The organism is Paraburkholderia sp. A3BS-1L (assembly GCF_051125215.1).
In the GTDB taxonomy this organism is placed as follows: domain Bacteria; phylum Pseudomonadota; class Gammaproteobacteria; order Burkholderiales; family Burkholderiaceae; genus Paraburkholderia.
Window position 1 is genome coordinate 1,000,496 of record NZ_CP120443.1, and the last position, 24,456, is coordinate 1,024,951.

Annotated in this window: 21 protein-coding genes and 1 pseudogene; 15 read left to right on the forward strand and 7 right to left on the reverse strand. The window is 66.7% G+C overall.

Translation table 11 applies throughout. The annotated features are described in order from the left end of the window. Window positions 1–9: 9 nt before the first annotated feature. Entirely contained in the window at window positions 10–798 is a 789-nt protein-coding gene (locus P5W99_RS19720; RefSeq protein WP_421026808.1) for an HvfC/BufC family peptide modification chaperone, read from the reverse strand. A 102-nt stretch (window positions 799–900) separates the two neighbouring features. On the opposite strand from P5W99_RS19720, the pseudogene P5W99_RS19725 reads away from it, so the two are divergent. Next, window positions 901–1,078: pseudogene (locus P5W99_RS19725) on the forward strand (amidase family protein); the annotation flags it as partial. 125 nt (window positions 1,079–1,203) lie between these two features. Here the strand turns inward: P5W99_RS19725 and P5W99_RS19730 are convergent. From P5W99_RS19730 to P5W99_RS19740, 3 genes are read right to left on the reverse strand one after another with little or no spacing between them, the layout of a single operon-like run. After that, complete coding sequence (locus tag P5W99_RS19730) at window positions 1,204–2,580, reverse strand: nucleobase:cation symporter-2 family protein (protein WP_421026809.1); 1,377 nt, start codon at window positions 2,578–2,580, stop codon at window positions 1,204–1,206. A gap of 48 nt (window positions 2,581–2,628) precedes the next feature. Further along, the gene (locus tag P5W99_RS19735; protein ID WP_434664381.1) at window positions 2,629–4,914 is read right to left on the reverse strand and encodes a molybdopterin cofactor-binding domain-containing protein; all 2,286 of its coding nucleotides are present in this window, start codon (window positions 4,912–4,914) and stop codon (window positions 2,629–2,631) included. Then, window positions 4,911–5,384 (reverse strand): (2Fe-2S)-binding protein, encoded by a 474-nt coding sequence (locus tag P5W99_RS19740; RefSeq protein WP_421026811.1) that lies wholly within the window; start codon window positions 5,382–5,384, stop codon window positions 4,911–4,913. The genes P5W99_RS19735 and P5W99_RS19740 overlap by 4 nt, the downstream gene beginning before the upstream one ends. Before the next feature lie 159 nt (window positions 5,385–5,543). Between P5W99_RS19740 and P5W99_RS19745 the strand changes: the two genes are divergently transcribed. The 7 genes from P5W99_RS19745 to P5W99_RS19775 all read left to right on the forward strand — a co-directional run bounded on the left by P5W99_RS19745 (window position 5,544) and on the right by P5W99_RS19775 (window position 12,753). Next, on the forward strand, window positions 5,544–6,461 hold the full coding sequence (locus P5W99_RS19745; RefSeq protein ID WP_434664384.1) for a LysR substrate-binding domain-containing protein: 918 nt from the start codon (window positions 5,544–5,546) through the stop codon (window positions 6,459–6,461). 340 nt (window positions 6,462–6,801) lie between these two features. After that, a complete protein-coding gene (locus P5W99_RS19750; RefSeq protein ID WP_421026813.1) occupies window positions 6,802–7,704 on the forward strand; it encodes an amidohydrolase family protein in 903 nt (300 codons plus the stop codon). A 31-nt stretch (window positions 7,705–7,735) separates the two neighbouring features. After that, window positions 7,736–8,662 (forward strand): amidohydrolase family protein, encoded by a 927-nt coding sequence (locus tag P5W99_RS19755; protein ID WP_413188868.1) that lies wholly within the window; start codon window positions 7,736–7,738, stop codon window positions 8,660–8,662. Between the two features lie 141 nt (window positions 8,663–8,803). Next, complete coding sequence (locus P5W99_RS19760; protein ID WP_421026814.1) at window positions 8,804–10,228, forward strand: UbiD family decarboxylase; 1,425 nt, start codon at window positions 8,804–8,806, stop codon at window positions 10,226–10,228. Beyond that, window positions 10,225–10,812: a UbiX family flavin prenyltransferase gene (locus tag P5W99_RS19765; protein ID WP_421026815.1), complete on the forward strand. Its 588-nt coding sequence runs from the start codon at window positions 10,225–10,227 to the stop codon at window positions 10,810–10,812. Before P5W99_RS19760 ends, P5W99_RS19765 begins: the two co-directional genes overlap by 4 nt. 31 nt (window positions 10,813–10,843) lie before the next feature. Next, window positions 10,844–11,950, forward strand: a complete 1,107-nt coding sequence (locus tag P5W99_RS19770; RefSeq protein ID WP_421026816.1) for a CobW family GTP-binding protein — start codon at window positions 10,844–10,846, stop codon at window positions 11,948–11,950. 74 nt (window positions 11,951–12,024) lie between these two features. Beyond that, a complete protein-coding gene (locus P5W99_RS19775; protein WP_421026817.1) occupies window positions 12,025–12,753 on the forward strand; it encodes a maleate cis-trans isomerase family protein in 729 nt (242 codons plus the stop codon). A gap of 49 nt (window positions 12,754–12,802) precedes the next feature. On the opposite strand, the gene P5W99_RS19780 is transcribed toward P5W99_RS19775, so the two are convergent. Then, window positions 12,803–14,032 carry an MFS transporter gene (locus P5W99_RS19780; protein ID WP_421026818.1) on the reverse strand — a complete coding sequence of 410 codons (1,230 nt, stop codon included), beginning with the start codon at window positions 14,030–14,032 and terminating at the stop codon, window positions 12,803–12,805. 229 nt (window positions 14,033–14,261) lie between these two features. Here P5W99_RS19780 and P5W99_RS19785 point away from each other — a divergent pair, with 229 nt between their 5' ends. The 7 genes from P5W99_RS19785 to P5W99_RS19815 all read left to right on the forward strand — a co-directional run bounded on the left by P5W99_RS19785 (window position 14,262) and on the right by P5W99_RS19815 (window position 22,618). Further along, entirely contained in the window at window positions 14,262–15,278 is a 1,017-nt protein-coding gene (locus P5W99_RS19785) for an SH3 domain-containing protein (RefSeq protein WP_434664388.1), read from the forward strand. A 709-nt stretch (window positions 15,279–15,987) separates the two neighbouring features. Further along, window positions 15,988–16,416: a hypothetical protein gene (locus P5W99_RS19790; protein WP_421026820.1), complete on the forward strand. Its 429-nt coding sequence runs from the start codon at window positions 15,988–15,990 to the stop codon at window positions 16,414–16,416. Window positions 16,417–16,707: 291 nt separating this feature from the next. Next, window positions 16,708–17,406 carry a response regulator transcription factor gene (locus P5W99_RS19795; RefSeq protein WP_175197993.1) on the forward strand — a complete coding sequence of 233 codons (699 nt, stop codon included), beginning with the start codon at window positions 16,708–16,710 and terminating at the stop codon, window positions 17,404–17,406. Window positions 17,407–17,456: 50 nt separating this feature from the next. Further along, a complete protein-coding gene (locus tag P5W99_RS19800; RefSeq protein ID WP_434664442.1) occupies window positions 17,457–18,926 on the forward strand; it encodes a FecR domain-containing protein in 1,470 nt (489 codons plus the stop codon). An 11-nt stretch (window positions 18,927–18,937) separates the two neighbouring features. Continuing rightward, on the forward strand, window positions 18,938–21,370 hold the full coding sequence (locus P5W99_RS19805) for a CHASE2 domain-containing protein (protein WP_421026821.1): 2,433 nt from the start codon (window positions 18,938–18,940) through the stop codon (window positions 21,368–21,370). Window positions 21,371–21,466: 96 nt separating this feature from the next. Beyond that, on the forward strand, window positions 21,467–22,105 hold the full coding sequence (locus P5W99_RS19810) for a DUF4136 domain-containing protein (RefSeq protein ID WP_421026822.1): 639 nt from the start codon (window positions 21,467–21,469) through the stop codon (window positions 22,103–22,105). Window positions 22,106–22,243: 138 nt separating this feature from the next. After that, window positions 22,244–22,618, forward strand: a complete 375-nt coding sequence (locus tag P5W99_RS19815) for a VOC family protein (protein WP_421045825.1) — start codon at window positions 22,244–22,246, stop codon at window positions 22,616–22,618. A 26-nt stretch (window positions 22,619–22,644) separates the two neighbouring features. Here the strand turns inward: P5W99_RS19815 and bluB are convergent, their stop codons facing one another. Continuing rightward, window positions 22,645–23,337, reverse strand: a complete 693-nt coding sequence (gene bluB, locus P5W99_RS19820; protein ID WP_421026824.1) for a 5,6-dimethylbenzimidazole synthase — start codon at window positions 23,335–23,337, stop codon at window positions 22,645–22,647. Between the two features lie 160 nt (window positions 23,338–23,497). After that, entirely contained in the window at window positions 23,498–24,394 is an 897-nt protein-coding gene (locus P5W99_RS19825) for a flagellar brake protein (RefSeq protein ID WP_421026825.1), read from the reverse strand. Window positions 24,395–24,456 lie beyond the last annotated feature (62 nt).

Here is a 24,456-nt window from a genome sequence, read left to right on the forward strand (position 1 = left end):
ACAGGCCAACTACTGCGCCGTTTGAACCGCGGCGAATACACCGGCTGAAATCATCGCGGCGAGATTGGCTGGCAGATCGAAATCGGCGGATTCCTCGAAGGCCGTCTCCGCAGCCGCACCGAGCGTGGCGCCTTCGACGAGTGCAACGAGAAAGGCCGCGCCGCCCACAGGCAGGCGCGAGACCATCACGTCGGCGTCGGGCCGCGTGACGAGCGCATCCTCCGCATCGCCCGAATGCAGCGGCGTGACAGGCGTGCTCGCGCGATTCATCGCGAAGATCGCGACAGCCGGGTAGCGCGAGCGCACGATGCGTGCGGCGGGGTGCGGAACGAAGCGCACCTGCGCGAGCGCGGACGGATCGATGCAGGCGAGCGCATCGGCGGTGAGCGGCGACGCATCGGCGGCGTGATAGGCATCGAGCCAGGCGCGTTCGATGCGTGCAGTATCCGCGAGCCAGGGCATCTCGCGTGCGTACTCGAAGGTTTCGATGAAGGATGGAAATTCGCGCCCGTACTCGAACAGCAGAGGAGAAACCGGCGGCTTGGCGCGCACGTGAAAGCGGGCCATCGCGCGGAAAAACTCGACGCCGGTGATGCGCTGCACGGCGGGATAGATCGCCGCGAGCGCATCGATCAGACTGACCGTGACGTTGTTCCGATAGATGTTGTAGCGCTTGACGACACCCTTGCCGAGCGCGACCGGACCGGCCACGACCCCCTCGGGCGTGGCCGCATCGGGGTTCGTCAGGCCGGGCACGAAAGCTGCCGCGAAGTCGGCGGGGCGATGTTCAGGCTGCATGGCGGGCTCTTGCTGCGCGTGGAGCGCTATGGGCGGATACGCTGGTTAATTCGGTGAGTTTCGATGTCCGGTTACAGGCGCTGAATTTTTCTGGAGGGGGGCATCATCGGCCGCACCAATGCGCCCGCGTTTTAGTACCGCCGGCTCACCGACAACGATCTGTACGCCAGGACGCTGAATCCGTGGGCCGCCGGCCTCATGCCGGGCGGTTCCAGCGGCGGCGCGTCGGCTGCGGTGGCGGCCGGCATCGGGGCGATCGCGCATGGCAGCGGTCTCGGCAGCCGCAAGCGCCCGAATAAAAAACGGCCCTCGCGAAACGAGAGCCGAACAGTGCGTTCACAGGAGGCGTGGGCACTGGAGACGACCGTCCGTAGGGCCGCTTTGAGGCAGCCGCGCGGGGTTAGCTTAGTGCTTGGCCAGACACAGCGAAGGATCCTGCTCGGCGTGGCCATGCGGGTCGCCCGTCGGGATGCCGTTGAACAGCAGGTTCAGCCCGACCGAGGTCACGCAGGCGAGCAGGATGCTGCTGTGCAGGATCGGCTGGATCGCGCCGGGCAGCCTGGCGAACAAAGCGGGTGCAAAGGTCGGCAGCAGCGAAACCGCGAGCGTGGCCGAGACGATATAGACGTTGCGCCGGCTGGTTTCGAAGTCGACGCGCGACAGCGTCTTCACGCCGGTCGAGGTCACCACGCCGAACATGAACAGCGCCGCGCCGCCGAGCGCGGGCAACGGCACTGAAGCAACGATGGTCGCGAGTTTCGGCAGCAGTCCGAGCAGGCACAGGATCGCGCCTGCGGCCACCGCCACCCAGCGGCTCTTTACGCCGGTCACGACGAGCAGGCCGATGTTCTGACTGTAGATCGTGTACGGGAAGCCATTGAAGATCCCGCCGATGATGCTCGCGAGGCCGTTCGCGCGCAGCCCGCTCGTCATGTCGGCCGAGGTGAGCTTCTTGTCGACCACGTCGCCGGTCGCGATGAAGAGCCCCATCGACTCGATCATGACGATCACCATCACCACGACGATGGTGCTCACCGCAATCGGATCGAAAATTGGCATGCCGAAGTAAAACGGCTGGATCATGTCGACCAGCGGCGCTTCGGCCACGCCGTGGAAGTTGACCATGCCGAATGGGATTGCGACGATCATGCCGATCGCAAGCGCCAGCAGCACCGAAACGTTCGACCAGAAGCCCTTGAGCCAGCGATTGATGGCGAGGATCATCACGAACACGAAAGCCGCGAGTGCGAGATTTTGCGGTGCGCCGAACTCGGGCGAGCCCTTGCCGCCGCCGATCCAGTTCACCCCCACCGGGAACAGCGACAAGCCGACCACCATCACGATCGAGCCGCCCACGATGGGCGGAAAGAACTTCACGAGTCGGCCGAACACCGGCGAGAGCAGCATCGTGATCACGCCGCCCGCCATCACCGCGCCGATCACGGCGGTCAGCCCGAGCCCCGGCGCGGTCGCGATTACGAGAATCGGCGGCACCGCGCTGAACGCAACGCCTTGCATGACCGGCATGCGCACGCCGAAACGCCAGATGCCGCCCGACTGCAGGATGGTCGCGATTCCGCAGGTGAACAGGTCCGCATTGATGAGCACAGCGATCGATTCCTTCGGCAGCTTGAGCGCGCTCGCGATGATCATCGGCACCGCCACCGCGCCGATATACATCACGAGCACGTGCTGCAGGCCGAGCATTACGAGCAGCGGCGCTTTGGGCACGCTGTCGACGGGAGCGATTTCGCGTCGTACCGAATCGAGTTCTGCGGACATCGGGTTGTCTCCTTGCGGTGTAATAGGTTCTGGCGGATTCAGGCAAATTCACGCGAGCGCGAACGGTGTCGCGCGCAACCGTCGCCCGGTCGCGGCGAAGATCGCGTTGCCGATGGCCGGCACGACGGGCGGATTCGAGAGCTCGCCGATGCCGCCTGGCTTGCGGTCTGTCGGCGGCATCAGCTCGATCTGCACGACCGGGGCTTCGTGGATGCGCAGCACCGGATAGTCGTGGAAATTGCTTTCGCGGACCTGGCCGTTCTCGATGTGCACCGCATTCATGAGCGCGGTGCTCACACCCCAGTGAATGCCGCCCGCGAGTTGCTGATGCACCGAGCCCGGGTCCACGGCGATGCCGCAATCGACCACGCAGGTGACCTTGCGCACCGCGATCGTGTTGTCCTTTACCGCGACTTCCGCGACGATGGCGATGAAGCTCTCGTAGCCGTTGTAGATCGCGACGCCCATGCCGCGCCGCGTGCCGTCCGCGTCGTGAATCGTGTGGGGCGTCCATTGCGCGAGCGTCGCCGCGCGCCCGAGCACCGTGCGCAATTCGGGCCGGCTCGCAAGCATCGTGCTGCGATACGCGATGGGGTCCTGGCCGACCGCATGCGCGGTTTCGTCGACCGCGCTTTCGATCGCGAACACGTTGGGCACGAAGCTGACCGCGCGCCACCACCAGACCGGAAACCCGGGCTCGTGGCGTACCCACGCGAGATCGAGCGCCGGCATGTCGTAATGGAAGTCCGCGCGCATGCTTTCGGTGCAGCTCGGATCGACCGGGAATTTCGTCAGGAAGCCGGGGTCGTCCGGCTCCTTGATCGACGGCACGACCGCGCGCAGGCTGAAGCCCGTGACGTGGCCGTTCGCGTCGAGCGCGACGCGCGCCTTGTGCACGCTCGCGCTTTGATAGAACGTGCCGCGAATATCGTCCTCGCGGCTGTACAGCAACTTGACCGGCTTGCCGACGCGCTTTGACATTGCAGTGACTTCGAGCACCTGATGCAGGCCTTCGCGCGCGCCGAAGCTGCCGCCGGCTTCGGTCAGATGGAGGCGAACCTTGTCGCGCGGCACGCCTGCAATCGTCTCTGCTGCCTGCGCGCAGCGCGACGGCACTTGCAGGCCGCCCCAGTACTCGACCGAATCGGGCTTCACCCACGCAACGATGCTGAGCGGCTCCATCTGCGCGTGCGCCTTGTACGGCATCGTGTACACCGCCTCGACCACGCGCGCCGCTTGCGCGAACGCGGTCTTTGCGTCGCCTTTGCCGTTCGATTGCTTGCCGGGATCGTCGACGTGCTCGGTCATCTCGCGGATCGCGCCCTCCGAGCTGAAGTTCGCGAGATCGCTGGGTTCCCATTCGATCTTCAGCGCCTTGCGTGCGCGCTGCGCGCTCCAGAACTGATCGGCCACGATCGCGACGCCCGGCTGGCACGCGCCGTTCGCGACGCGCGAGGGCGCGTGGTCGGGCCGGAAATGCGCGATCACTTCGGGAACGTCGAGCGCGAACACGTCGTGCACGCCGGGCAGCGCTTTTACTTCAGCGGCGTTGAACGATTTCACTTTCGCGTTGACGACGGGCGGGTGAACGACGATTGCCGTGAGCATGCCCGGCAGTTGCAGATCGATCGCGTATTGCGCGCGGCCCGTGAGCTTTTCGACGACGCGATAGCTGCGGCGCGGCTTGCCGATCAACACGAACTGATCGGGGCGCTTGAGCGTGACCTGTTGCGGCACCGGGCGTGCAGCAGCGGCGGTGGCGAGCTCGCCGTAATTGAAGCGGCGCCCGCTCGCCGGGTGGATCACTTCGCTGTTCGCGGTCTGGCACGTCGACGGATCGACAGACCAGCGCTGCGCGGCTTCGGCGACCAGCATCGCGCGCGCCGTTGCGCCAGCGCGCCTGAGCGGCTCCCATTGCCACGACACGCTGGTGCTGCCGCCGGTGGCATGCATGCCCCACAGCTTCTGGATATAGACCGCCGCGAGCGGATCGTCGGGCTGGATGATCCGTACTTGCGACCAGTCGGCGTCGAGTTCATCGGCGAGCAGCATGCCGAGCGCGTTCTTCACGCCGGTGCCGCTGTCGAATTTATGGCAGACCAGAAAGATCTGGTTATCCGGCGCAATACGCACCCATGCGTTGGGCGCGAAGTTTGATGCGACTCGGCCCGCGGTGCTGTCGCCGACCGGCGTTGCCTGCACGACCTGGATGCCCGCGCCGCCGATTTCGAGCAGCAGGCCGCCGGCAAGCGCGGCGCTCGTTTGAAGAAAACGGCGGCGGCTGCCCGAAGTGGGCGCGGCCTCGCGCTCGTGTTGATGATCGTTGCGCTTCATGCGGCCGCCTTGTCGCGCAGCGCGACAGCCGCGCGGTGGATCGCGCTGCGGATGCGGTCGTAGGTGCCGCAGCGGCAGATATTGCCTGCCATCGCGGCGTCGATGTCACTGTCGCTCGGATCGTGATTCGTCGCGAGCAGCGCAGCCGCCGACATGATTTGCCCGGACTGGCAGTAGCCGCATTGCGGCACGTCCTCGTCGCGCCACGCTGCCTGCACGGCGTGTAGCGCGTCCGGCTTGCCGAGTCCTTCGATGGTTTTGATCCGCTTGCCGGCGACTGCGCCGAGCGGTAATTGGCACGAGCGCACCGCTGCGCCTTCGAGATGCACGGTGCACGCGCCGCACAGCCCCATGCCACAGCCGAATTTCGTGCCGGTCAGGTGCAGCGTATCGCGCAGCACCCACAGCAGCGGCGTATCGGGCGGGGCATCGACCGCATGGTCGGCGCCGTTCACGTTCAACTTCGTCATGTCGTCTCCTGTCGGCCGCACCTGGAGCAAAGCTCTTAGTGCGGTCCATGCATCGCTGAGCGCTGCATGGACGTGTTTCTTTTTCGTGTGGGTAAAGCCTATGTGCACAAAATCGATATGTGAAATACGATTTTGGAATCCATTCGATACGAGGTTCATATGGATTTGAGGCAGTTGCGTTATTTCATTGCGGTCGCCGAGGAGGGAAATTTCAGCCGTGCGGCCGAGCGCCTGCATATTTCGCAGCCGCCGCTGAGCCAGCAGATCATGACGCTGGAGGATTCGCTGCACGTGACCTTGTTCGTGCGGGGCCGCCACGGCGCGCGGCTTACGCGCGCGGGCGAGGCGCTGCTCGTGCGCGCGCGCAGCATCGTGAGCGATTGCGATTCGGTCGAGAAACTCGTGCGCCGCGTGGCGGACGGGCTCGAAGGCTATATCCGCATCGGCATCATCAATTCGGTGATGTACGGGCCGCTGCCGCGCACGATGCACCTGTTCCAGAAGCACAATCCCGAAGTCGAGTGGACGCTGCACGAATTGCTGCCCGAGCAGCAGCAGGAGGCACTGGTCGCCGGCAAGATCGATGTGGGCTTCGCGTGCAGCGCGGCGACGCGCGCCGAGCTGCGCTCGATCCGCGTATACCCGCAGCCGTTGCGCGTCGCGCTGCCAAGCGAGCATCCGCTCGCAAAGCGCCGCCGCATTGCGCTCAAGGCGCTCGCCGGCGACGCGTTCGTGCTGCTCAACTCGCAAAGCCCGACCATTCGCGACGTGCTCGCCGCCTGCGTGCGCGACGGCTTCCAGCCGCGCGTGCTGCACGAGTCGATCGATCCCGAGACGGTGCTAAGCCTCGTCGGCGCGGGCGTTGGCGTGAGCATCCTGCCGGAATCGCTGTCGACCACGCCGCGCGAGAACGTCGTGTTCGTGCGGCTGGACGAGCGCGGCGTCAACGCCGATCTATACGCCTCCGTGCGCCGCGACGACACGCTGCCGGCGCTGGAGCGTTTTCTGGCACTGCTGGAAGAGGTGACGCTTGCATGGCGGCGCGAAATCGGCGCAAAAAATTCGGATACCGAATGAAATAATGGTAGAGATGAAGGCGCGGCCGGAGCATCTTGATCCAGTCCGGACTAGGGTTTCGCAGTCGAAATACCGGAAATTTGATCGCACGCTTGACAAAGCCCATTCGCGGACGGCATGATCTGGCCGTGGGTAGAAGCGGTCGATTGAACAAGCAGCGGTGCAATACCGCGATCGTTCAACTGGAGATTGCTCACTGACGGAGTTTCTGTCGGTGGCGCCAATTTTCCAACCATTGCCGCTCTCACAGTGCTCCCGAAATCGAGGCAGTTCACCCGGCGCCGCACACGCGCGCCGTGAGCTGCTGCGTTCCACCTCAAGCACTGCGAGGAGAGCCCGCATGATTATCGACACTAGCTGCTATCCGACGAATCTCGTCGATCTCGCCTGGCGGCACGACGGCGACCCGTTCACCGGCGAACGCCTGATCGAAATGATGGACGGTCCGTTCCTGATCAACGGCAAGCCGCGCCGCATCGACAAGGCGTTCATCCAGCCGCCGCAAGGCAACACCATCTACACGTACACCGATGGCGTGAAGACCGGCACCGAATCGATCGACGCCTATATGGCCTACACGGTCGAAATGGTGAAGAAGTATCCGGAGCGCTTTATCGGCTGCTTCGTCTACAACCCGCGCTGCGGCGTCGAGAACGGCGTGAACGCCATCGACTACTACGTGCGCAAGCTCGGCTTCAAGATGGTGCAGTTTCAGGCCAACATGCATGCGTACCGTCCGGACCGCGCGCTCGACTGGCTGCGCCCGGCGCTCGCCAAATGCGCGGAGCTCGGCGTGCTCGTGAAGCTGCACACCGGCGACGGCCCGTACAGTATCCCCACCGAATGGGTGCCGATGATCAAGGAGTTCCCGACGGTGAACTTCATCATGGCGCATTTCGGCGTGCAGACGGGCGGCGTCTACTGCTTCGAGCCGTTCCAGCTCGCCATGGATCTGCCCAACGTGTATTGCGAATCGGGCTGGTGCCTGCAGTCGCGCATCGTCGAATTCGCAAAGGTGCTGCCCAAGCACAAGATCCTGTTCGGCTCCGACACGCCGCCGAATGAACCCGGCATGTGGCTGCGTCTGCTCGAAGTGCTTTGCTTCGATCCGCCGCAAGGCCTCAATCTCGACGAAGACACGCTCGAAGACTATCTCGGCAACAACACCGCGCGCATGATCGGCCTCGAGCCGACGCCGGTGCCGAAGTCCGTCGAAGAAGCCAGGGCGCTGCTCGCGGCATGAGCGCACCACGTCACACGAACCGGAGACAAGCATGATTATCGATACCCATCTGCACCCGACCAATCTCGTCGACGAAGCGTGGCGCCACACCGGCACGCCGTTCACGGGCGAGCGGCTGCTCGAGATGATGGACGGCCCGTACATCATCAACGGCAAGCCGCGCCGCATCGACATGGGCTTCATTCAGCCGCCGCCGGGCAACACCGGCTATCGCGACGGCAACCGCCGCGGCCGCGAAGGCATTCGTGACTACATGTCGTATATTGCCGAGCTGTGCCAGAAGTACCCGGACCGCTTCATCGGCAACTTCACGTTCAACCCGCGCTGGGGCCCGGAAGAGGGTGCGCAGGAGCTCGAATTCCACATCAAGGAATACGGCTTCAAGATGGTGAAGCTGCACGCCAACATGCACGGCTACCGTCCCGACCGGGCGCTCGACTGGCTGCGCCCCGCGATGAAGGTGTGCGCGAAGTACAACACCGTCGTGCTGATCCACACGGGCGATGGCCCGTACACGATTCCGACGATGTTCTACCCGATCATCCGCGAGTTTCCGATGGTGAACTTCATCATCGGCCACTTCGGCATCCAGACCGGCGGCAACTACTCGTTCGAAGCGTTCTGGATGGCGATGGACACGCCGAACGTGGTGTGCGAATCGGGCTGGTGCTTCCAGTCGCGCATCGTCGAGTTCGCACGCGAACTGCCGCGCAACAAGATCGTGTTCGGCACCGACTCGCCGCCGAACGAGCCGGGCATGTGGCTGCGCGAGCTCGAAATGCTGTGCGGACCCGCGCCGCAAGGCATGGATCTCGACGAGGACGGTCTCGAGGACTACATGGGCAACAACATCGCGCGCCTGTGCGGCATCAAGACCTCGCCGCCGCCGCGCAACCTGGAGGAAGCGAAGCTGCGCTTGACCGACAGCTACGCGTCGCTCGACAACGTCCCCGCCTGATCGGGGACCATGCGGTGGGCCGCTCGTGCATCGATGCATGCATCGTGCGCGGCGGCCCGCGATAGCAGCTGAGCGCAATGGCGCGGCGCCGTGCAGGACGTGCGGCCCGCGCCGTTGAAAGGCTGATGACAAGGAACCACCATGACATCGACCCGTTCGTCCGCTCTCGATCGCGCAGACGCTGATCCGCAGGACTTTCGCCATTTTCTCGCCGGCTATCGCGCCGCGCATCCCGACGACGTGCTGACGATCAGCGACCGTGTGTGCGCCGACCAGGACGCTACCGCGCTCGTCTGGCAGCTCGCCGCGCAGAACCGCCATCCGCTGCTCGCGTTCGAGCAGGTCGACGGCTTGCAGACGCCGCTCGTCACCAACGTGTTCGCGTCGAGAAGGCGCATTGCGTGGATGCTCGATACGAACCTCCAGAATCTGCACAACGAATTTCAGGCACGCAGCCGGCGCATGGTGGCGCCGCGCGTCGTGTCCGATGGCCCGGTGCTCGAATCGGTCGAGACCGAGCGCATCGATCTCACCACGATCCCGACGCTGCGCCATTTCGAAACCGACCGCGGCCCGTACATCACGAACGCGATCCTGATCGCCAACGATCCCGAGACCGGCATCGGCAACGCGAGCTATCACCGCTCGATGCTGCACTCGCGCAACGAAATTGCCACCAGCCTGCATTCGCGCGGCCATCTGTGGCGCATGCTGCAGCGCGTTCAGGCGCGCGGCTTGCCGCTGCCGGTCGCGATGGTGATCGGCGCGCATCCGCTTTTCATGCTCTCCGGTGCCGCGCGGCTGCCATATGGCGTGGATGAGCGCCACGTCGCGGGCGGGCTGCTCGGCGCGCCGCTCGACGTCGTGAAGACGCCGCGTTACGGCATCGAAGTGCCGGCCTACGCGGAGTTCGTGCTCGAAGGCGTGATCGACCCGCACGCGCGCGCCGACGAAGGACCGTTCGGCGAATTCACCGGTTATTCGTCGGATCGGTCTACTAACAATTTGTTCAAGGTGGAAAGCGTGCTGCACCGGCGCGATCCGATCCTGATCGACGTGGTGGGCGGCAACTCGGCCGAGCATCTGAATCTCGGCCGCATTCCGCGCGAGTCCGAGATGGTCGAGAAGCTCAAGGACCGCTTCCCCAGCGTGACGGCGGTTCACTATCCATCCTCGGGCACGCACTTTCACGCCTATGTCGCGCTGAAGCAGTCGCGGCCCGGCGAGGCGCGCCAGGTGATGCTGGGGCTGCTCGGGTGGGACCCGTATCTGAAGAACGTGGTGGCGGTCGATGCGGACGTCGACATCACGCGCGACGAAGAAGTGTTGTGGGCGATCGCGACGCATCTGCAGCCGCATCTCGACGTGGTGATCGTCGACGGGCTGCCAGGCAGCGCGCTCGATCCGTCCGCATCGGGCGTGGGCACGACTTCGCGCATGGGGCTCGACGCCACGCGCGGCCCGCACTTCGACGGCGTGCGCGCGCAGATCGGGGCCGACGCGATGACGCGCGCCGCGCAACTGCTCGTCGGGCTCACGCCGCGGAACCTGCGGAGTGCATCATGAAACGCCTGATCGTTGCGATCACGGGTGCGAGCGGCGCGGTGTACGGCGTGCGGCTGCTTCAGCAACTCGCGCGCTTCGAGCACTGCGAAACGCATCTCGTGATGTCGCCTTCGGGACTGCTGACCGCAGGCCACGAACTCGGCATGGTGCGGCGCGACGTTGAGGCGCTCGCCGATGTCGTGCACAACCCGCGGGACATCGGCGCGACGCTCGCGAGCGGGTCGTTCCGCTGCAACGGCATGGCGGTCGCGCCGTGCTCGATGCGCACGCTCGCGGCCATTGCCACCGGCCTCGCGGATAACCTGATCACGCGGGCCGCCGACGTCATGCTCAAGGAGCGCCGCAAGCTCGTGCTGCTCGCGCGTGAAACGCCGCTCAATCTCGTGCATCTGCGCAACATGACGACCGTGACGGAAGCAGGCGCGATCGTGCTGCCGCCGGTGCCCGCGTTTTACAACCATCCGCGCACGGTCGACGACATCGTCGACCACACGGTCGGGCGCGTGCTCGACCTGTTCGACATCGACCACGAAGGCCTCGTCGGCCGTTGGCAAGGGCTGCGCGCCGACGCAGCCGCAAGCTGATTTTTCCGGACCCGCAGAAGGAGACAACACAATGAGCCAGCTCAACACGCAAACCCAGTCGCAGCCGGTGCCGGTCACGATCCTCACGGGCTTTCTCGGCTCGGGCAAGACCACGTTGCTGAACTACATCCTGACCGAGCGCCACGGCTACCGGATCGCCGTGATCGAGAACGAGTTCGGCGAAGTGGACGTCGATTCGGAACTCGTGATGACCTCCGACGAGGAAATCTTCCAGGTCACGAATGGCTGCATCTGTTGCACGGTCGACGTGCGCACGGACCTCGTGAAGATCCTGCAGAAGCTGCTCGAGCGTCCGGAGAAGTTCGATCACATTCTGGTCGAGACGAGCGGCCTCGCGGACCCCACGCCGGTGGCCGCGACCTTCTTCATGGATCATGATGTGGCGCGCCAGGTCGCGCTCGATGGCGTCGTCACGCTGGTCGACGCGCTGCATATCGAGGGCCATCTCGACGATCCGAAGCTGACCGGGTTCGACAATCAGGCGGTCGACCAGATCGTTGCGGCGGACCGGATCATCATGAACAAGACCGATCTGGTGAGCAACGACGTGCTCACCCGGCTCGAAGCGCGGCTGCATCATTTGAACGAAGGTGCGCAGATCCTGCGCTCGAACCACGCGCAAGTCGATTTGACGAAGATTCTCGGCATTGGCGGCTTCACGCCCGGGTGCACGAGCCTCGACGATCACGACCATGATCATGACGATCATGCGCACGCTCACGATCATGACCACGTCTGCGACGCGAGCTGCGATCACGCGCACGATCATCACGACGCAGACCACGGCCATCGGCACGATCCCTCGGTGAACTCGGTGTCGCTCGTGTTCGACCGTCGGTTCGACCGCGAGCGCCTCGAATCGGGCTTGCGCGCGCTGCTTGCCGTGCAGGGCGACGACATGTTCCGCATGAAGGGCATCTTCGAGATCGCGGGCGATTCGCGCCGCCACATCGTGCAGGCGGTGCACCGCCAACTCGACTTGCATGCGGCCGAGGCGTGGGCCAACGAGGCGCGCGAAAGCAAGATCGTGTTCATCGGACGCAACCTCGATCGTAACCGGCTACGCGTGATGCTCGATCTATGCACGTGGCGCGAGCCCATCTGCGCGACCGCCTGATCGATTCCACAACCTTCATTTGCCTGGCATCGGGCGCCTTGCATGGCCGCCCGATGCATCGGAGTCCTCATTCAATGGCAAAACGTATCCTTCTCGGCATGTTGACACCGTCGTCGAACACGGTGCTCGAACCGCTCACCGGTGCAATGGTTGCCGGCCTGCCCGGCGTCAGCGCGCATTTTTCGCGTTTCCCGGTGACGGAGATTTCGCTCGGCGCGCGCGCAACCGGCCAGTTCGAGTTCGACAAGATCGTCGACGCGGCGCGTCTGCTCGCCGATGCGCGCGTCGACGTGATCGCGTGGAGCGGCACCTCGGCGGGCTGGCTCGGCTTCGACGGCGACCGCGAATTGTGCCGGCGCATCACCGAGGCTACCGGCGTGCCGGCGACCACATCGGTGCTCGCGCTAAACGAGATTCTCGAGCGTACCGGCGCGCGCCGCTTCGGCCTCGCGACGCCCTATCTCGAGGACGTGCAGCGCAAGATCGTCGACAACTATGCGCGGCACGACCTCGAATGCGTGGCCGAGCAGCATCTGGGGCTCCAGGTGAACTACAGTTTCGCCGAAGTGACCGACGAGCAGATCCGCACGGCAGTGCGCGAGGTTGCTCGCGCGAAGCCGCAGGCCATCACGACGTTCTGCACGAACCTGCGCGCCGCGCCGCTGGTCGAGGCGCTGGAGGCCGAGACCGGCATCCCCATCTACGACACAGTGGCGACGGCGGTATGGAAGTCGTTGCGGATGGTGGGCGTGGACACGCACGAAGTGCGCGGCTGGGGCCGGCTGTTTCAGGAGGTGGCTTGAGTTTTCGCGCAACGCCCGGCATGCCGGGCGTTGCTGCGTTGACAGCGGTTCATTCCCGCGCGGACGTCGATGGCCCGGCAAGTCGCGATTTGCCCACGCTTTGCGCGCCGATCCACACGAGCAGGGCCGTTGCTGCAAGCGCCCCGCCCGCCGCGCACAGGCCGAGCCAGCCCTCGGCCGCATAGGCGGCGCCCGCCACGCTCGAACCCACGGCGCCGCCCAGGAAGTAGCTCGCCAGATACGCGGTCATGATGCGGCTGCGCGCGTTGGCGTCGATTTCGAAAATCACGCTCTGGTTCGCGATGTGCAGGCCCTGCACGCCCACGTCGAGCAGCAGCGTGCCGACAATCAGCGAGAGCAGCGAGGAACCGCCGCCCGCGAGCAGCGCGAACGAGAGCAGCAGCGTCGCAGCGAACGCGCCGGTTGCCTTGTTCTCGTGGCCGTGGTCGACGAGCCGGCCGGCCGGGTGCGCGGCGAGCGCGCCGATCACACCGACGATGCCGAACAGCCCGATTTGCGCATCGTCGTATCCATAGGGCGCACGGCTTAGCACGAAGGTGAGCCCGGTCCACACCACGCTGAAGCACGCGAAAGCGAGCGCACCGTAAATCGAGCGCAGCACGAGCAGCGGCTCGCGGCGCATCAGATGCGCGAGCGACGCGAGCAGGCGCGCGTAGCGCACAGGCGTTACGGGCGTTACGGGAGTAACGGGCTGCGTGCTCTTGGGCAGCATCATGGCGAGCACCACGGCGATGGCAACGCTGGCCACCACCGCAATCGCGAAGATCGCGCGCCATCCCGCCCAGAAAGCGACATAGCCTGCCACGATGCGCGCGAGCAGCACGCCGAGCAGCAGCCCGCTCATCACGACGCCGACTGCGCGCCCGCGCGAGGTCGGGTCGGCGAGCGACGCCGCCATTGGGATCAGGATCTGCGTCGAGCACGACGTGAAGCCGACCAGCACGCAGCCAGCGGCGAATGTCATAAAGTTCGGGCTGCAAACGATAAGGCCGAGCGCGGCGATATTCACGACGAGCAGCCGCAACACCAGCGCGCGACGGTCGACCACGTCGCCGAGCGGGACGATCAGCACGAAGCCGGCGGCGTAGCCGAGCTGCGTGAGCGTGACCAGATAGCCGAGATCGGCGACCGGATGGCCGAACGCGGCTGCGATCGTCGCGAGCAGCGGCTGCGCGTAATAAACGTTGGCGACGATCACGCCACAGGCGATGGCGAACAGCGCCGCCATTCCGCGCGTGAGGCCGGAATGATTAGTCATCGAGATCACCCTGCGAAGCACAGCCGCCTCGGCGCGTTGCCGGGGCGGCGCGCGCATCGGGCGGCTCACCGCATAGTAGGGAATCGGTTTCGATATGTTAAATATGGATTTAATAGATTATTTATATGTAAAACATATGGATTGCCGGCGGCATTGTGTCGGCGCGCCCGCCAGCGAGGAACGGAATATGCTGATGCTTCCGCATAGTTACAGAAGACAAGAGGGGAGCATGACAAGCCGATACACGAAACTGCCGCGCGGGCTGGCCCTGCCGCTCGCGACGGTCTGCGTGGCTGCGGGGATGGTGTTCGCAGCGTCGGGCGTTCGCGCGCAGACCCAGGCCTATACGAACGAGCCCGTCGATCTGTTTGCCGGACCCTCCGACGCATACCCCGTAGTGAGCGAGCTCGGCCCCAACGTGCCGGTCACCGTGATGGGCTGCGTGAGCGATTACTCGTGGTGCGACGTCGCGTTGCCCGGCCTGCGTGGCTGGGTCTACGGGGGCTATCTCAGTTATCCGTATCAAGGCGCTTACGTGCCGCTGACCGGCTATGGCGCGGTCATCGGCTTGCCGATCGTCACGTTTTCCGTGGGGGCGTACTGGGGCAGCTTTTATCGCGACCGGCCCTGGTATGGCGACCGCGATCGCTGGGAGCATGCGCCGCCGCCGGGGCGCGGGCGTCCGCCGGAGCCGCAGCGGTTTCACGGCGGGCCGCCCGACGGCGGAGGGCGGCCACCGCCGCCTCCACCCGGAGGCGCGCGTGCGCCGGTCAACGGCGGTCCGCCGCCGGGCGCGGGGCGTCCTCCCGAACCGGCGCGTATGCGCCCAGGCAACGAAGCGCCACCCGTTCATGGCCGGCCGCCCGAGAGCGGCGGCCCGCCCGTTGCAGCGCCGCGTCCGCCTGCGGAAATGCAGCGCCCGCCTGGCGAGGGTGCGCGCTCGCCTGGTGAAATGCAGCGTCCACCGGTCGGGGTGGCACGGCCGCCTGTCGAGCCGCCGCGCCCTCCTGCGCAGGTGGTCAATCCATCGCGCCCGCCCATGCCGCAGCCGAGTATGGGCCGTCCGCCCGCCCCTGCGCAGGGGCCAGGACCCGCGCCCGCATTCAATCACGCGCCAGGCCAGCCGCCCGGCGGTGCGCGCCCGCCAGAGCCGCCGGCCGAGCGCGGCCGTCCCGAGGCGCCGCCGCAAGGCGGCCACCCGTCCGGGCAGGGCGGCGGCCGGGGCGACCAGCGGCAGCAGTACTGATCGCTTCCGTATGCGCAAGCAAGGACGCCTGCAATGGGCGTCCCTGTCGGCCAGCGATTTGATTTGGATTCCATATCAATGACCGCCGGCATGCCAGTTGTTGACACTGTGCAACGATAAATCGCGGGGCGAAATAGCGCCTTCGAGCGGGCAGATAGCCGTTTTTCCGTCGATTTAACAATCCCTGACAGTAGCTTTGCGCGCTTGCCGCCACAATAGCTCGTAGCGGCGTGTTCCGGTATGGATCGCGCAGGAAAGGGCGTGCGGCTCACGCACGCGAGGCCTGGAAATTCGGCTACGGGGGCCGGTGCGGTCGGGACACGGCGACGCGCCGGCAGCGAGGAAAGCAGAGCGGACCCGAGTTCGCCGGATAACGCTGGAAAACAGCGCCTGGAAGTACCGGGAGTGGCGATGGCAGCGGGAAACGCCATGGTGTGATCGGCTGCGGTCGTGGGCGGGTGTCGGGCGGTGATGCCCGCTCGTGCGTGACGCGCCGGTCCGGCGGCGCTTGCGCCGGCGGTCCGAGTCCGGGGGGGAAGGACGCCGGAGACCACGCAGTGCGCAGTTCGAGGCCGTCGCCACTCGTTTTTCATTTACGAAGTCCCGCGTTCACGCATGCGCCGTTCGCGCCGCGCGCGGGGCCGTGCTGTCGGGCGCGCGCGGAGCCCATCCGGCGGGTCTGAAGCTTGTCTGCTACTCGAGGGGTTTCATGGTTTTTCGTTCCGGCAGCATGCGGTTCCCGCCGGGTTCGCGGGTCAACGGTTCGGGCCGCAACCGCGACCTCGATCGCATCGAACTCGATCTCGCCCGCGACCGGCACGCGCGCGCGGCCATGGAAGCGTATGCGGATTCGTGCGAAGTCGATCTGCCCTGGCTGAGCGAGGCGTTGCGCCAGTCGCGCTTCGGCCGTTCAGATAAATTGACGCAGTGCTCGTCAACCGTTTTGCGCACCTTCGTGCTCGCGCAGGCGCGCGCCGCCGCGCAGTCCGATTATGCGCACGCCGCGTGGGAGCATGTGCGCGGGCAACTGGCGGCGCTGCTGTCCGAGTCGCCAATGATCGTGCCGCTGGCGCAAGACGCGCAGCAGGCCGCACGCCCAGGGAGCGCGGGAAGCCAGGCGGGCGGGGTGAACCGATGAACCCAGCCGGCGAGGTCGGCTGCCATGGACGAGCCGCGAGACGTGCCGGGCGGGTGCACACGCCGCGCGGCGTTCAATAGGGGGCGTTTTCGTCTACCATGAGCGAAAACTGGTTCCCGATCTCTTTCAGCACATGGCTGCGTGACGTGCGCCCTTTTGTTTCGAGACGCGGCGAGAGTGGCGCCCGGGCTGTGCGGCGCAAGCCGCGCGGCAGGGGGAGGGATGATGGCCGTGCCTCGCCGGGCCGGCACATCCCGGGACGATGAATAACGACACTGGGTGCAGGACATTATGAGAATCGCAGTACTTGACGACGATCCGGCACAGACCGATTTCGTCTGCCAGACGCTGAGCGCGGCTGGCCACGTCTGCCACGCGTTCGCCAAGGGAGGCGAGCTCGTCAAGCAGCTCCGGCGGCAGACATTCGACTTGCTCGTGCTCGACTGGAACGTCCCCGACATGGCCGGCGACGAGGTCCTGCACTGGGTCCGTCAAAGCCTGTCCACGCGCTTGCCCGTGCTGTTCATGACGAGCCGCAGCCGCGAAGTCGATATCGCGCTGATGCTCAACAGCGGCGCCGACGACTACGTGGTCAAGCCGGTCTCCGCGCCGGTCCTGCTGGCGCGCGTGGCGTCGCTGCTGCGCCGCGCGTATCAACTGCACGCGCCGACGCAGAAAGAAGTTTTCGGCGAATACGAATTCGATCTGAAGTCGCGCCAGGCGTCGGTCGGCGGCAAGCAGGTGGCGCTCACGCAAAAGGAATTCGAGCTTGCGCTGCTGCTGTTCCAGCATCTGAGCCGGCCGCTGTCGCGCGCACACATTCTCGACGTGATCTGGAAGCAGTCCGACGACATCCCGTCCCGCACCATGGACACGCACGTCTCCATGCTGCGCTCGAAGCTCGGCTTGCGGCCTGAGAACGGCTATCGCCTCACGCCAATTTACGGCTACGGCTACCGGCTCGAACGCATTGAGGGGGATGCGGCGTGAGGGGCGCTTATTCGGCGTTTCCCACCCTCTATTCCGCCGCGCCCAGGCGCGTGACGCTGGCCGTCGCCCTGTCCTGGCCGGATCCTGCCGGTCCGGCAGCCGCGCCGCACAGCGCAGCCCGCGCACTCGCGCGTTCGCCGCTTGCCCGCGCGGTGGCCTGTGCGCTGGCGTTGGGACTGCTGCCCGCCGCCGGCCGCGCCGAAGCCCGCAAGCCGAACCCGCAGGCGCCGGAAATGGCCGTCTACGTCACGCGGCCCGGCGATTCGCTATACGACATCGCCACGCGCTATCTGCGCAATCCCGCCGACTGGACCAAGGTCGCGCGCCTCAACCGCGTGAGCGCGCCGCGCCGCCTGCAGCCGGGCACCTCGCTGCGCGTGCCGGTCGCGCTGCTGCGCCAGGATCATCTGACGGCGCGCGTGATCGCCACTTCGGGGCCGGCGAGCCATGCATTCGGCAAGGGGCCGTTGCTGCCGCTCGTCGTCGGCGGCACGCTCGTCGAAGGCGACCGCGTCCAGACCGGCGAGAACGGTTTCGCCACGCTCGAACTCGCCGACGGTTCGCATATCGTCATTCCGCCGGGCGCCTCGCTCGATCTCGCCACGCTGCGCCAGACCGCGCTTACCGGCTCGACCGACCGCGTGGTCAACCTCCATCGCGGCCAGCTGAACACCGAGGTCACCAAGGCCACCCGCAAGGACGATCGCTTCCAGATCCGCTCGCCTTCGGTGGTGGCGGGCGTGCGCGGCACGAGCTTTCGCGTGAATTACGATGGCGATAAAGGCTCGACAGCGGTCGAAGTGATCGAGGGCGCGGTGGGCGTGGACGCGGCGTCGCGCGCCCCGGCTGCCTCGGTCGCGCCCGCGCCGGGCATGCCGCTGGCCGCGTCCACGCAGCTCGTCGCGGCGCGCCACGGCAGCCTCACGCTTGCGGGCGGCGCCGTGGGCGCGCCCGTCGCGCTGCTCGACGCGCCCGATCTGCGCAACCCCGGGAAGGTCCAGGACGACGAAACCGTCGCGTTCGATCTCGCGCCCGTTACAGCGGCGCGCAGCTATCACGTGCAGATCGGCCGCGATGCGGGCCTGCTGGACCTGATTCGCGACACGCGTTCTGACGGGCCGCACGTCGCCGTCGGCGCGCTCGAGGACGGCACCTACTTCGCGCGTTTTTCCGCCATCGACGAGCACGGCCTCGAAGGCATGCCGTCGACCTACGCGGTCCAGCGCCGGCGCCTCGCGCTGGGCGCGTCGGCGGGGCGCGTCGAAGGCACGCGCGACTACGCGTTCCGCTGGTTCGTCGACCAGCGCAGCGCCGGAAGCACGCACTTTCGCTTCGTGCTCGCTACCTCGGAGGACCTGCGCGCGCCGCTCGTGGACCGCACCGGCATCACGAACGGCGAGGCCGTCGTCAGCGACCTGCCCAAGGGCGTCTATTACTGGACCGTGATTGCCGAGCAGTTCGAAGGGGGCCGGTACTTCCAGAAGGCCAGCCCGGTACAGTCATTCCGTCTCGAGTGGTGAGGCGCTCGCGCATGAGCGTGAGCGCACCCGGTCTTTCCCGTTCCGGCCGTCCGGTCGGGCGGCGCTTTCTGTTCGAGTGGCTGGGCGTGGCGTGCGCGGGCATCGCCGTCGTGCTGCTGAGCGTGGTGGGGCACTGGACCCTCAGCGCCGATCACCTCGTGTACGACCGCTTTCTCGCGGCGCGGGAGCGGCCCGTTTCTCCGGACATCGTGATCGTCGAGATCGACAATGAGAGCGTTGCCGCGCTGGGGCGCTGGCCCTGGCCGCGCAGCCTGCATGCGCAGCTCGTCGATCGTCTTGCGAAGGCGGGCGTGGCCGCCGTGGTCTACGACGTGCTCTTCACCGAACCCTCGCCCGACGACGCGCGCCTGGGCGAGGCGCTGCGCGAGCGCCCCTCGTATCTGCCGGTGCTGCTGTCTCCCGCCAACGAGGCCGACAACGGCCGCCGCGAGGTCGTGAAGCCGGTCGAGCCGCTCGCGCAGGCCGCCGCGGGTCTCGGCCACATCAACCTCGAAGTCGACAACGACGGCATCGTGCGCAGCGTCGCGATGTTCGAGGGCGATGCACGGCAGCGCTGGCCCCAGTTGATGGTGCCGGTCTGGCGCGCCGTGCGCGACGGCACGCTCGCGCTTGCCGATCGCGCGAGCAGTGCCGCGACCGCGGCTGCGGACGCGAGGCTCACGCGCACGGGCGCGGCGGATAGCGAAGCGCGCTTTTTGCTGCCGTTCGGCGCCAATACGCACACTTACCGCAAGGTGTCGTTCTCGCAAGTGCTCGAAGGCCGCGTGCCGCCCGACGTGCTGCGCGGCCGCGTGGCGCTGGTGGGCGTGACCGCATCGGGCTTGTTCGACCGCTTTGCCACGCCGCTCTCGGGCACGCTCGGGCCGCTGCCCGGCGTCTATATCCACGCGCTCACGCTCGACACGCTGCTGTCGGGCACCGCGATCGAACCAGCCTCGCCGATTGCCGTGGTGCTCGCCTCGCTGATACCGCTTGCGCTCCTGCTGCATGCGTTTCTCGTCCATTCGCCGCTGCGCACGTTGCTCTTGCTGCCCTTGCTGGCGCTGCTTTCGCTGGCCGGCAGCGCCGCGCTGCTCTACTACGCGCGCATCTGGCTCGCGCCGGTGCCGGCGATCGTTGCGCTCGCACTCGTTTATCCGCTCTGGAGCTGGCGGCGCCTCGAAATGACGATGGCGTATCTGCGCAAGGAGCTGCGCCAGCTTGCCGACGAACCCTATCTGCTGCCCGAAGCGCCCACGCCGCCGCGCGAATTCGGCGGCGACGTGCTGGCCCAGCAGATGGCGCTGATGGCGCAGGCCGCGCAGCGGCTGCAGGACATGCGCCGCTTCGTCTGGGACAGTCTCGACTCGGTGCCGGAGCCGCTCGTCGTGGCCGACCTGCGCGGCGTGGTGCTGATCGCCAACCACGCGGCGCGCGCCTATTTCACCGACCTGAACGTGAGCGCGGCCGAGGGGCGCGGCATGCCCGAGGTATTCGGCGATCTCGCGCTCGTGAAGCCCATCGACCCGAACCCCGAGACGCTCGCGTTCGCGCATGCGCACTGGCCCGCGCCGCTCGATCCCGCGCGCGGCGAGTTCGCGCAGCTCATGGAGCGGGGCGTGGAAGTGCGCGCGCGCGACGGCAGCGACTACCTGCTGCGCTACGCGCGCTGCACCAATGCGCAGGGGCAGGCGGTGGGCTGGATCGCGGGCCTCGTCGACGTGACCGCGCTGCACGACGCCGAGCGCCAGCGCGAGCACGCGCTGCGTCTCCTGTCGCACGACATGCGCTCGCCGCAGGCGTCGATCGTGGCGCTCGTGGAGACCGAGCGCGAGCGCGGCACGCTGGCCGCCGGGCCGGTGCGCGAGGTGATGGACCGCATCGAGCGCTACGCGCGCCGCTCGCTCACGCTCGCCGACGATTTCGTGCAGCTCGCTCGCGCGGAGTCGCAGCAATACGCTCTGGAGCCCACCAGCCTGACCGAGCTCGCCATCGACGCGAGCGACGAGGTCTGGCCGCAGGCGAGCGCCAAGCACATTCAGATCGAGACGGCGTTTGACGGCGAGCAGATGGGCTGGATCAACGCCGACCGCTCGCTCATGACCCGGGCCCTGGTCAACATTCTGAACAACGCGGTGAAATACAGCCCACCCGAAACGAGGATTGTCTGTAGTATCGCTGTCGCGGACGACCGGGCCCCGCGCGTGATCTGTTCGATTCGCGACGAGGGCTACGGCATTCCGCTCGAAGATCAGGCGAAGCTGTTCCAGCCATTCCGGCGCTTTCATGCGGGCCAGCGGCCCGAGGTGAGCGGCGCCGGGCTCGGCATGGCGTTCGTGAAGACGGTGGTGACGCGTCACGGCGGCGAGATCCATGTGGACAGCGCGCCGGACCAGGGCACGACGGTGACGATGTCGTTGCCGGCGCTCGATACCGCGGCTTGACGGCGTTGTCGTGTTATTGGCCTGATCGCGCCGAATGCACACCATGGCACACCCCGGCGCCATAACCGGCTGCCAACGATTCCGATGGAGTTCTCCGTGAAAGTCCTGATGACGATCTGCACCTTGTCGATGCTGGGCGCGCTCGCCGGCTGCGCAGGCGCGAGCGCCGATGTGCGAGCAAGTGGCGACCTGAACGCAACCGACCTGGCCGCCGCCACGTATCGGCTCGCGCGCACGCCCGTGCAGGCGCAAGCCAACGAGCCGCAGCCGTACGAGGCGCTGCTGCGCGCCGGCCTCGCGCAACGCGGCTTCAAGGAAGGCACGCCCGAGGCGGCGCGCTATATCGTTTCGGCTGCATGGGCCTCGCGGCCGAGCGACGTCGGTGTGGAAACCGGCGGCTCGGGTAATGGGGGCAATTGCATTGGCGGCTGCGTGCCGTCCGAAGGGCCGTCGTTCCCGTGGTTCGGCAAGCGCTACACGCATACGCTCACGTTGCGTTTCCTCGCGCTGCCGGACGGCCGCGAAGCCTACAAGGTGAGTGCGGAGAAGCGCGACCGCAATGCCGATGCGCAACAGGCGCTGCCGTACCTGGTCGCCGGCGCGCTCGCGCGGCTGCCGTACGCGGGCGCGCCGCAATGGCGCGTGAAGCTGAAGGAGGTTGATCACGCCGCCGCTGGTCAGGCGGGCGCGCCGGCCATGCCCGACGTGATCTCCATTAAGCCGCTCGCGCAGTGAGGCATCGCCGGGCCGCGGCTCGCACACGAGAGTGTGCAATTTTCCCCAGGCCACGCGCGGGGGGAGCGCACTAAACTGGTCCTCACGTACCGCGGCACGGGCTGCCGTTGGGCAACGGGCTTTGACCAGGAGACAGACATGTTCGATCACGTGGGTCTGCGCGTGCGCGATCTCGCACGCAGCATGCGGTTTTATGAGGCGGCTTTGTCGCCGCTGGGGTGTGGCGTCAGCGTGCTGTACGGCGATCTTGCCGGCATCGGCAAACCTGGCATGCCTAAGTTATGGCTCCACGCCGTGCCGCCCAGCGACGCCGGCACGCCGCGCGGCGTGCATGTGGCGTTCGCCGCCGCGAGTCGCGCCGAGGTCGACCGCTTTTACGCCGCCGGCATCGCGGCTGGCGGAACGGACAACGGCGCGCCGGGTCTGCGGCCCGATTACAGTCCCGACTACTACGGCGCTTTCCTCATCGACCCCGATGGCAATAACGTCGAGGCCGTCACGTTCGGCGCTTGATCGGTGCCTGAGCCGCGGATGCGCGGCTACGCGCAACCCGTGCTCGCGCTTTCGGCTTTCGCCACGGCCTCGGTCTGCTCGTCCGGCCAGCGGTTTTCGTACATGCATTCGCCGAGCACCCGACGCTCGGCCCAATGCTCGATCTCCAGCATCGGCTTCGGGTAGAACTCGGCTACGTGGCCGACGCAGAGAATCGCCACCGGCTTGGCGCCGGTGGGCATCTGCAGCAGCGCGCGCACTTCGTCCACGTCGAAGATCGACACCCAGCCCATGCCGAGCCCTTCGGCGCGCGCTGCGAGCCACATGTTCTGGATCGCGCAGGCCACCGAGGCAAGGTCCATCTCCGGCAAGGTGCGGCGGCCGAAGATGTGCGCTTCGCGGCGATCCATCAGCGCGACGACGAGCAGCTCGCCGCATTCGCGCATGCCTTCCACCTTGAGCTTCATGAACTCGTCGCGGCGCTTGCCGAGCGCGTCGGCGGTGGCGAGGCGTTCGCGCTCGACGGTCTCGTGCAACTGCTCGCGCAAGGCTGCGCTGGTGATGCGCACGATGCGCCACGGCTGCATATAGCCCACGCTCGGTGCGTGATGCGCGGCGTCGAAGAGACGCGCGAGCACCGCGGGGTCGACGGGGCCGGGCGTGAAGTGCCGCATGTCGCGCCGCTCATGGATCGCGCGGTAGACCGCCGCGCGTTCGGCTTCGTCAAAGGGCTGTGCCATGGAAGAGTGCGGCCGTGGAGGCCGGTTTGGAGGATGCGCAGGTACCATAGCATACGCATTTCGGCCTTCGCGCAAGGGGCGCGCCGCACCAGGGGTAAAACCGGAGCGCCCGATTCAGCGCGTGCCTTTGCCAGGGCCTGTTATGAGCCGGAACAGGTCACTAGTAGATCACGTCGCCGTGACGGTCGAACACATAGACTTTCATCGCTATCTGCTCGGCGCTCGTGAGGCTGTCGAGTTCGAGGCCGAGCGAGCATTGCGCGCCGTCTTCCTGCTGCACGTTGCGAATGATCGCGCTGGTTTCGATGGGCGTGTCGAGATTGCCGGAGCGCAGGCTGAAGGCAATGCGCAGCCGCTCGCCCACCTGGCCGAGCGCCCATGGCGCGACGAGCGAGAGCCCCAGCGCGCTGATGCCGCGCGCGAGCGCGACGCCCTGATAGCCCTCGGCGCCGATGCCGAAGCGCACCGGAAAGCGCGCGTGCACGCGGATCGACTTGCGCTCGCGCAGCAGGCGGATATGGGCTGGTGCGGAGAGCACGAGATAGCCCAATGGCGCGTGATGGATCGCGTGCAGCGTGCAGACGAAGCGATAGACGGCCTGGCTCGCAATCGCCACGATTTCGACATTTTCGCCGGGTGTGACGGCAGTCGGGCGGCCATCGGCGTAGGGCAGCGTCGCGAAGATCGATTCGTTCGGCGCAATCCCGATCAGCTTGCACGGCTGCATCGGCGCGCCGCTGGCGCCCTGTTGCGGGCGCAGGCCCATCGACGCGCCAATGGAAAGATGCAGGTCGCGCACGGTCAGCGCGGCTTCGTGCTCTCGCGGTTTCGCGGGTGCAAATGCGTCCTCGGCCTCGAGCGCTGCGCGGTCGCCGCGCTGCGGTGCGAAGTGGCGGAACAGAAAATCGCGCTCCATCTCGCCCACGAGCGTGGCGCCGCGTTCGAGCAGCAGCGTGCCGTCGTGGTCCACGAGCGGCCATTCGAGCGGCTGCCCGGGCGGGAGGTCGGCCGGCGTGAGCGAGGCGGTGCCGGGGGCGGTTTCGAGTGTGTCGGTCATCGGCGCGCTTGACGAGTGTGCAGTGACGGGATCACTGTGTTTACGGCACGCGCGGCAAAGAA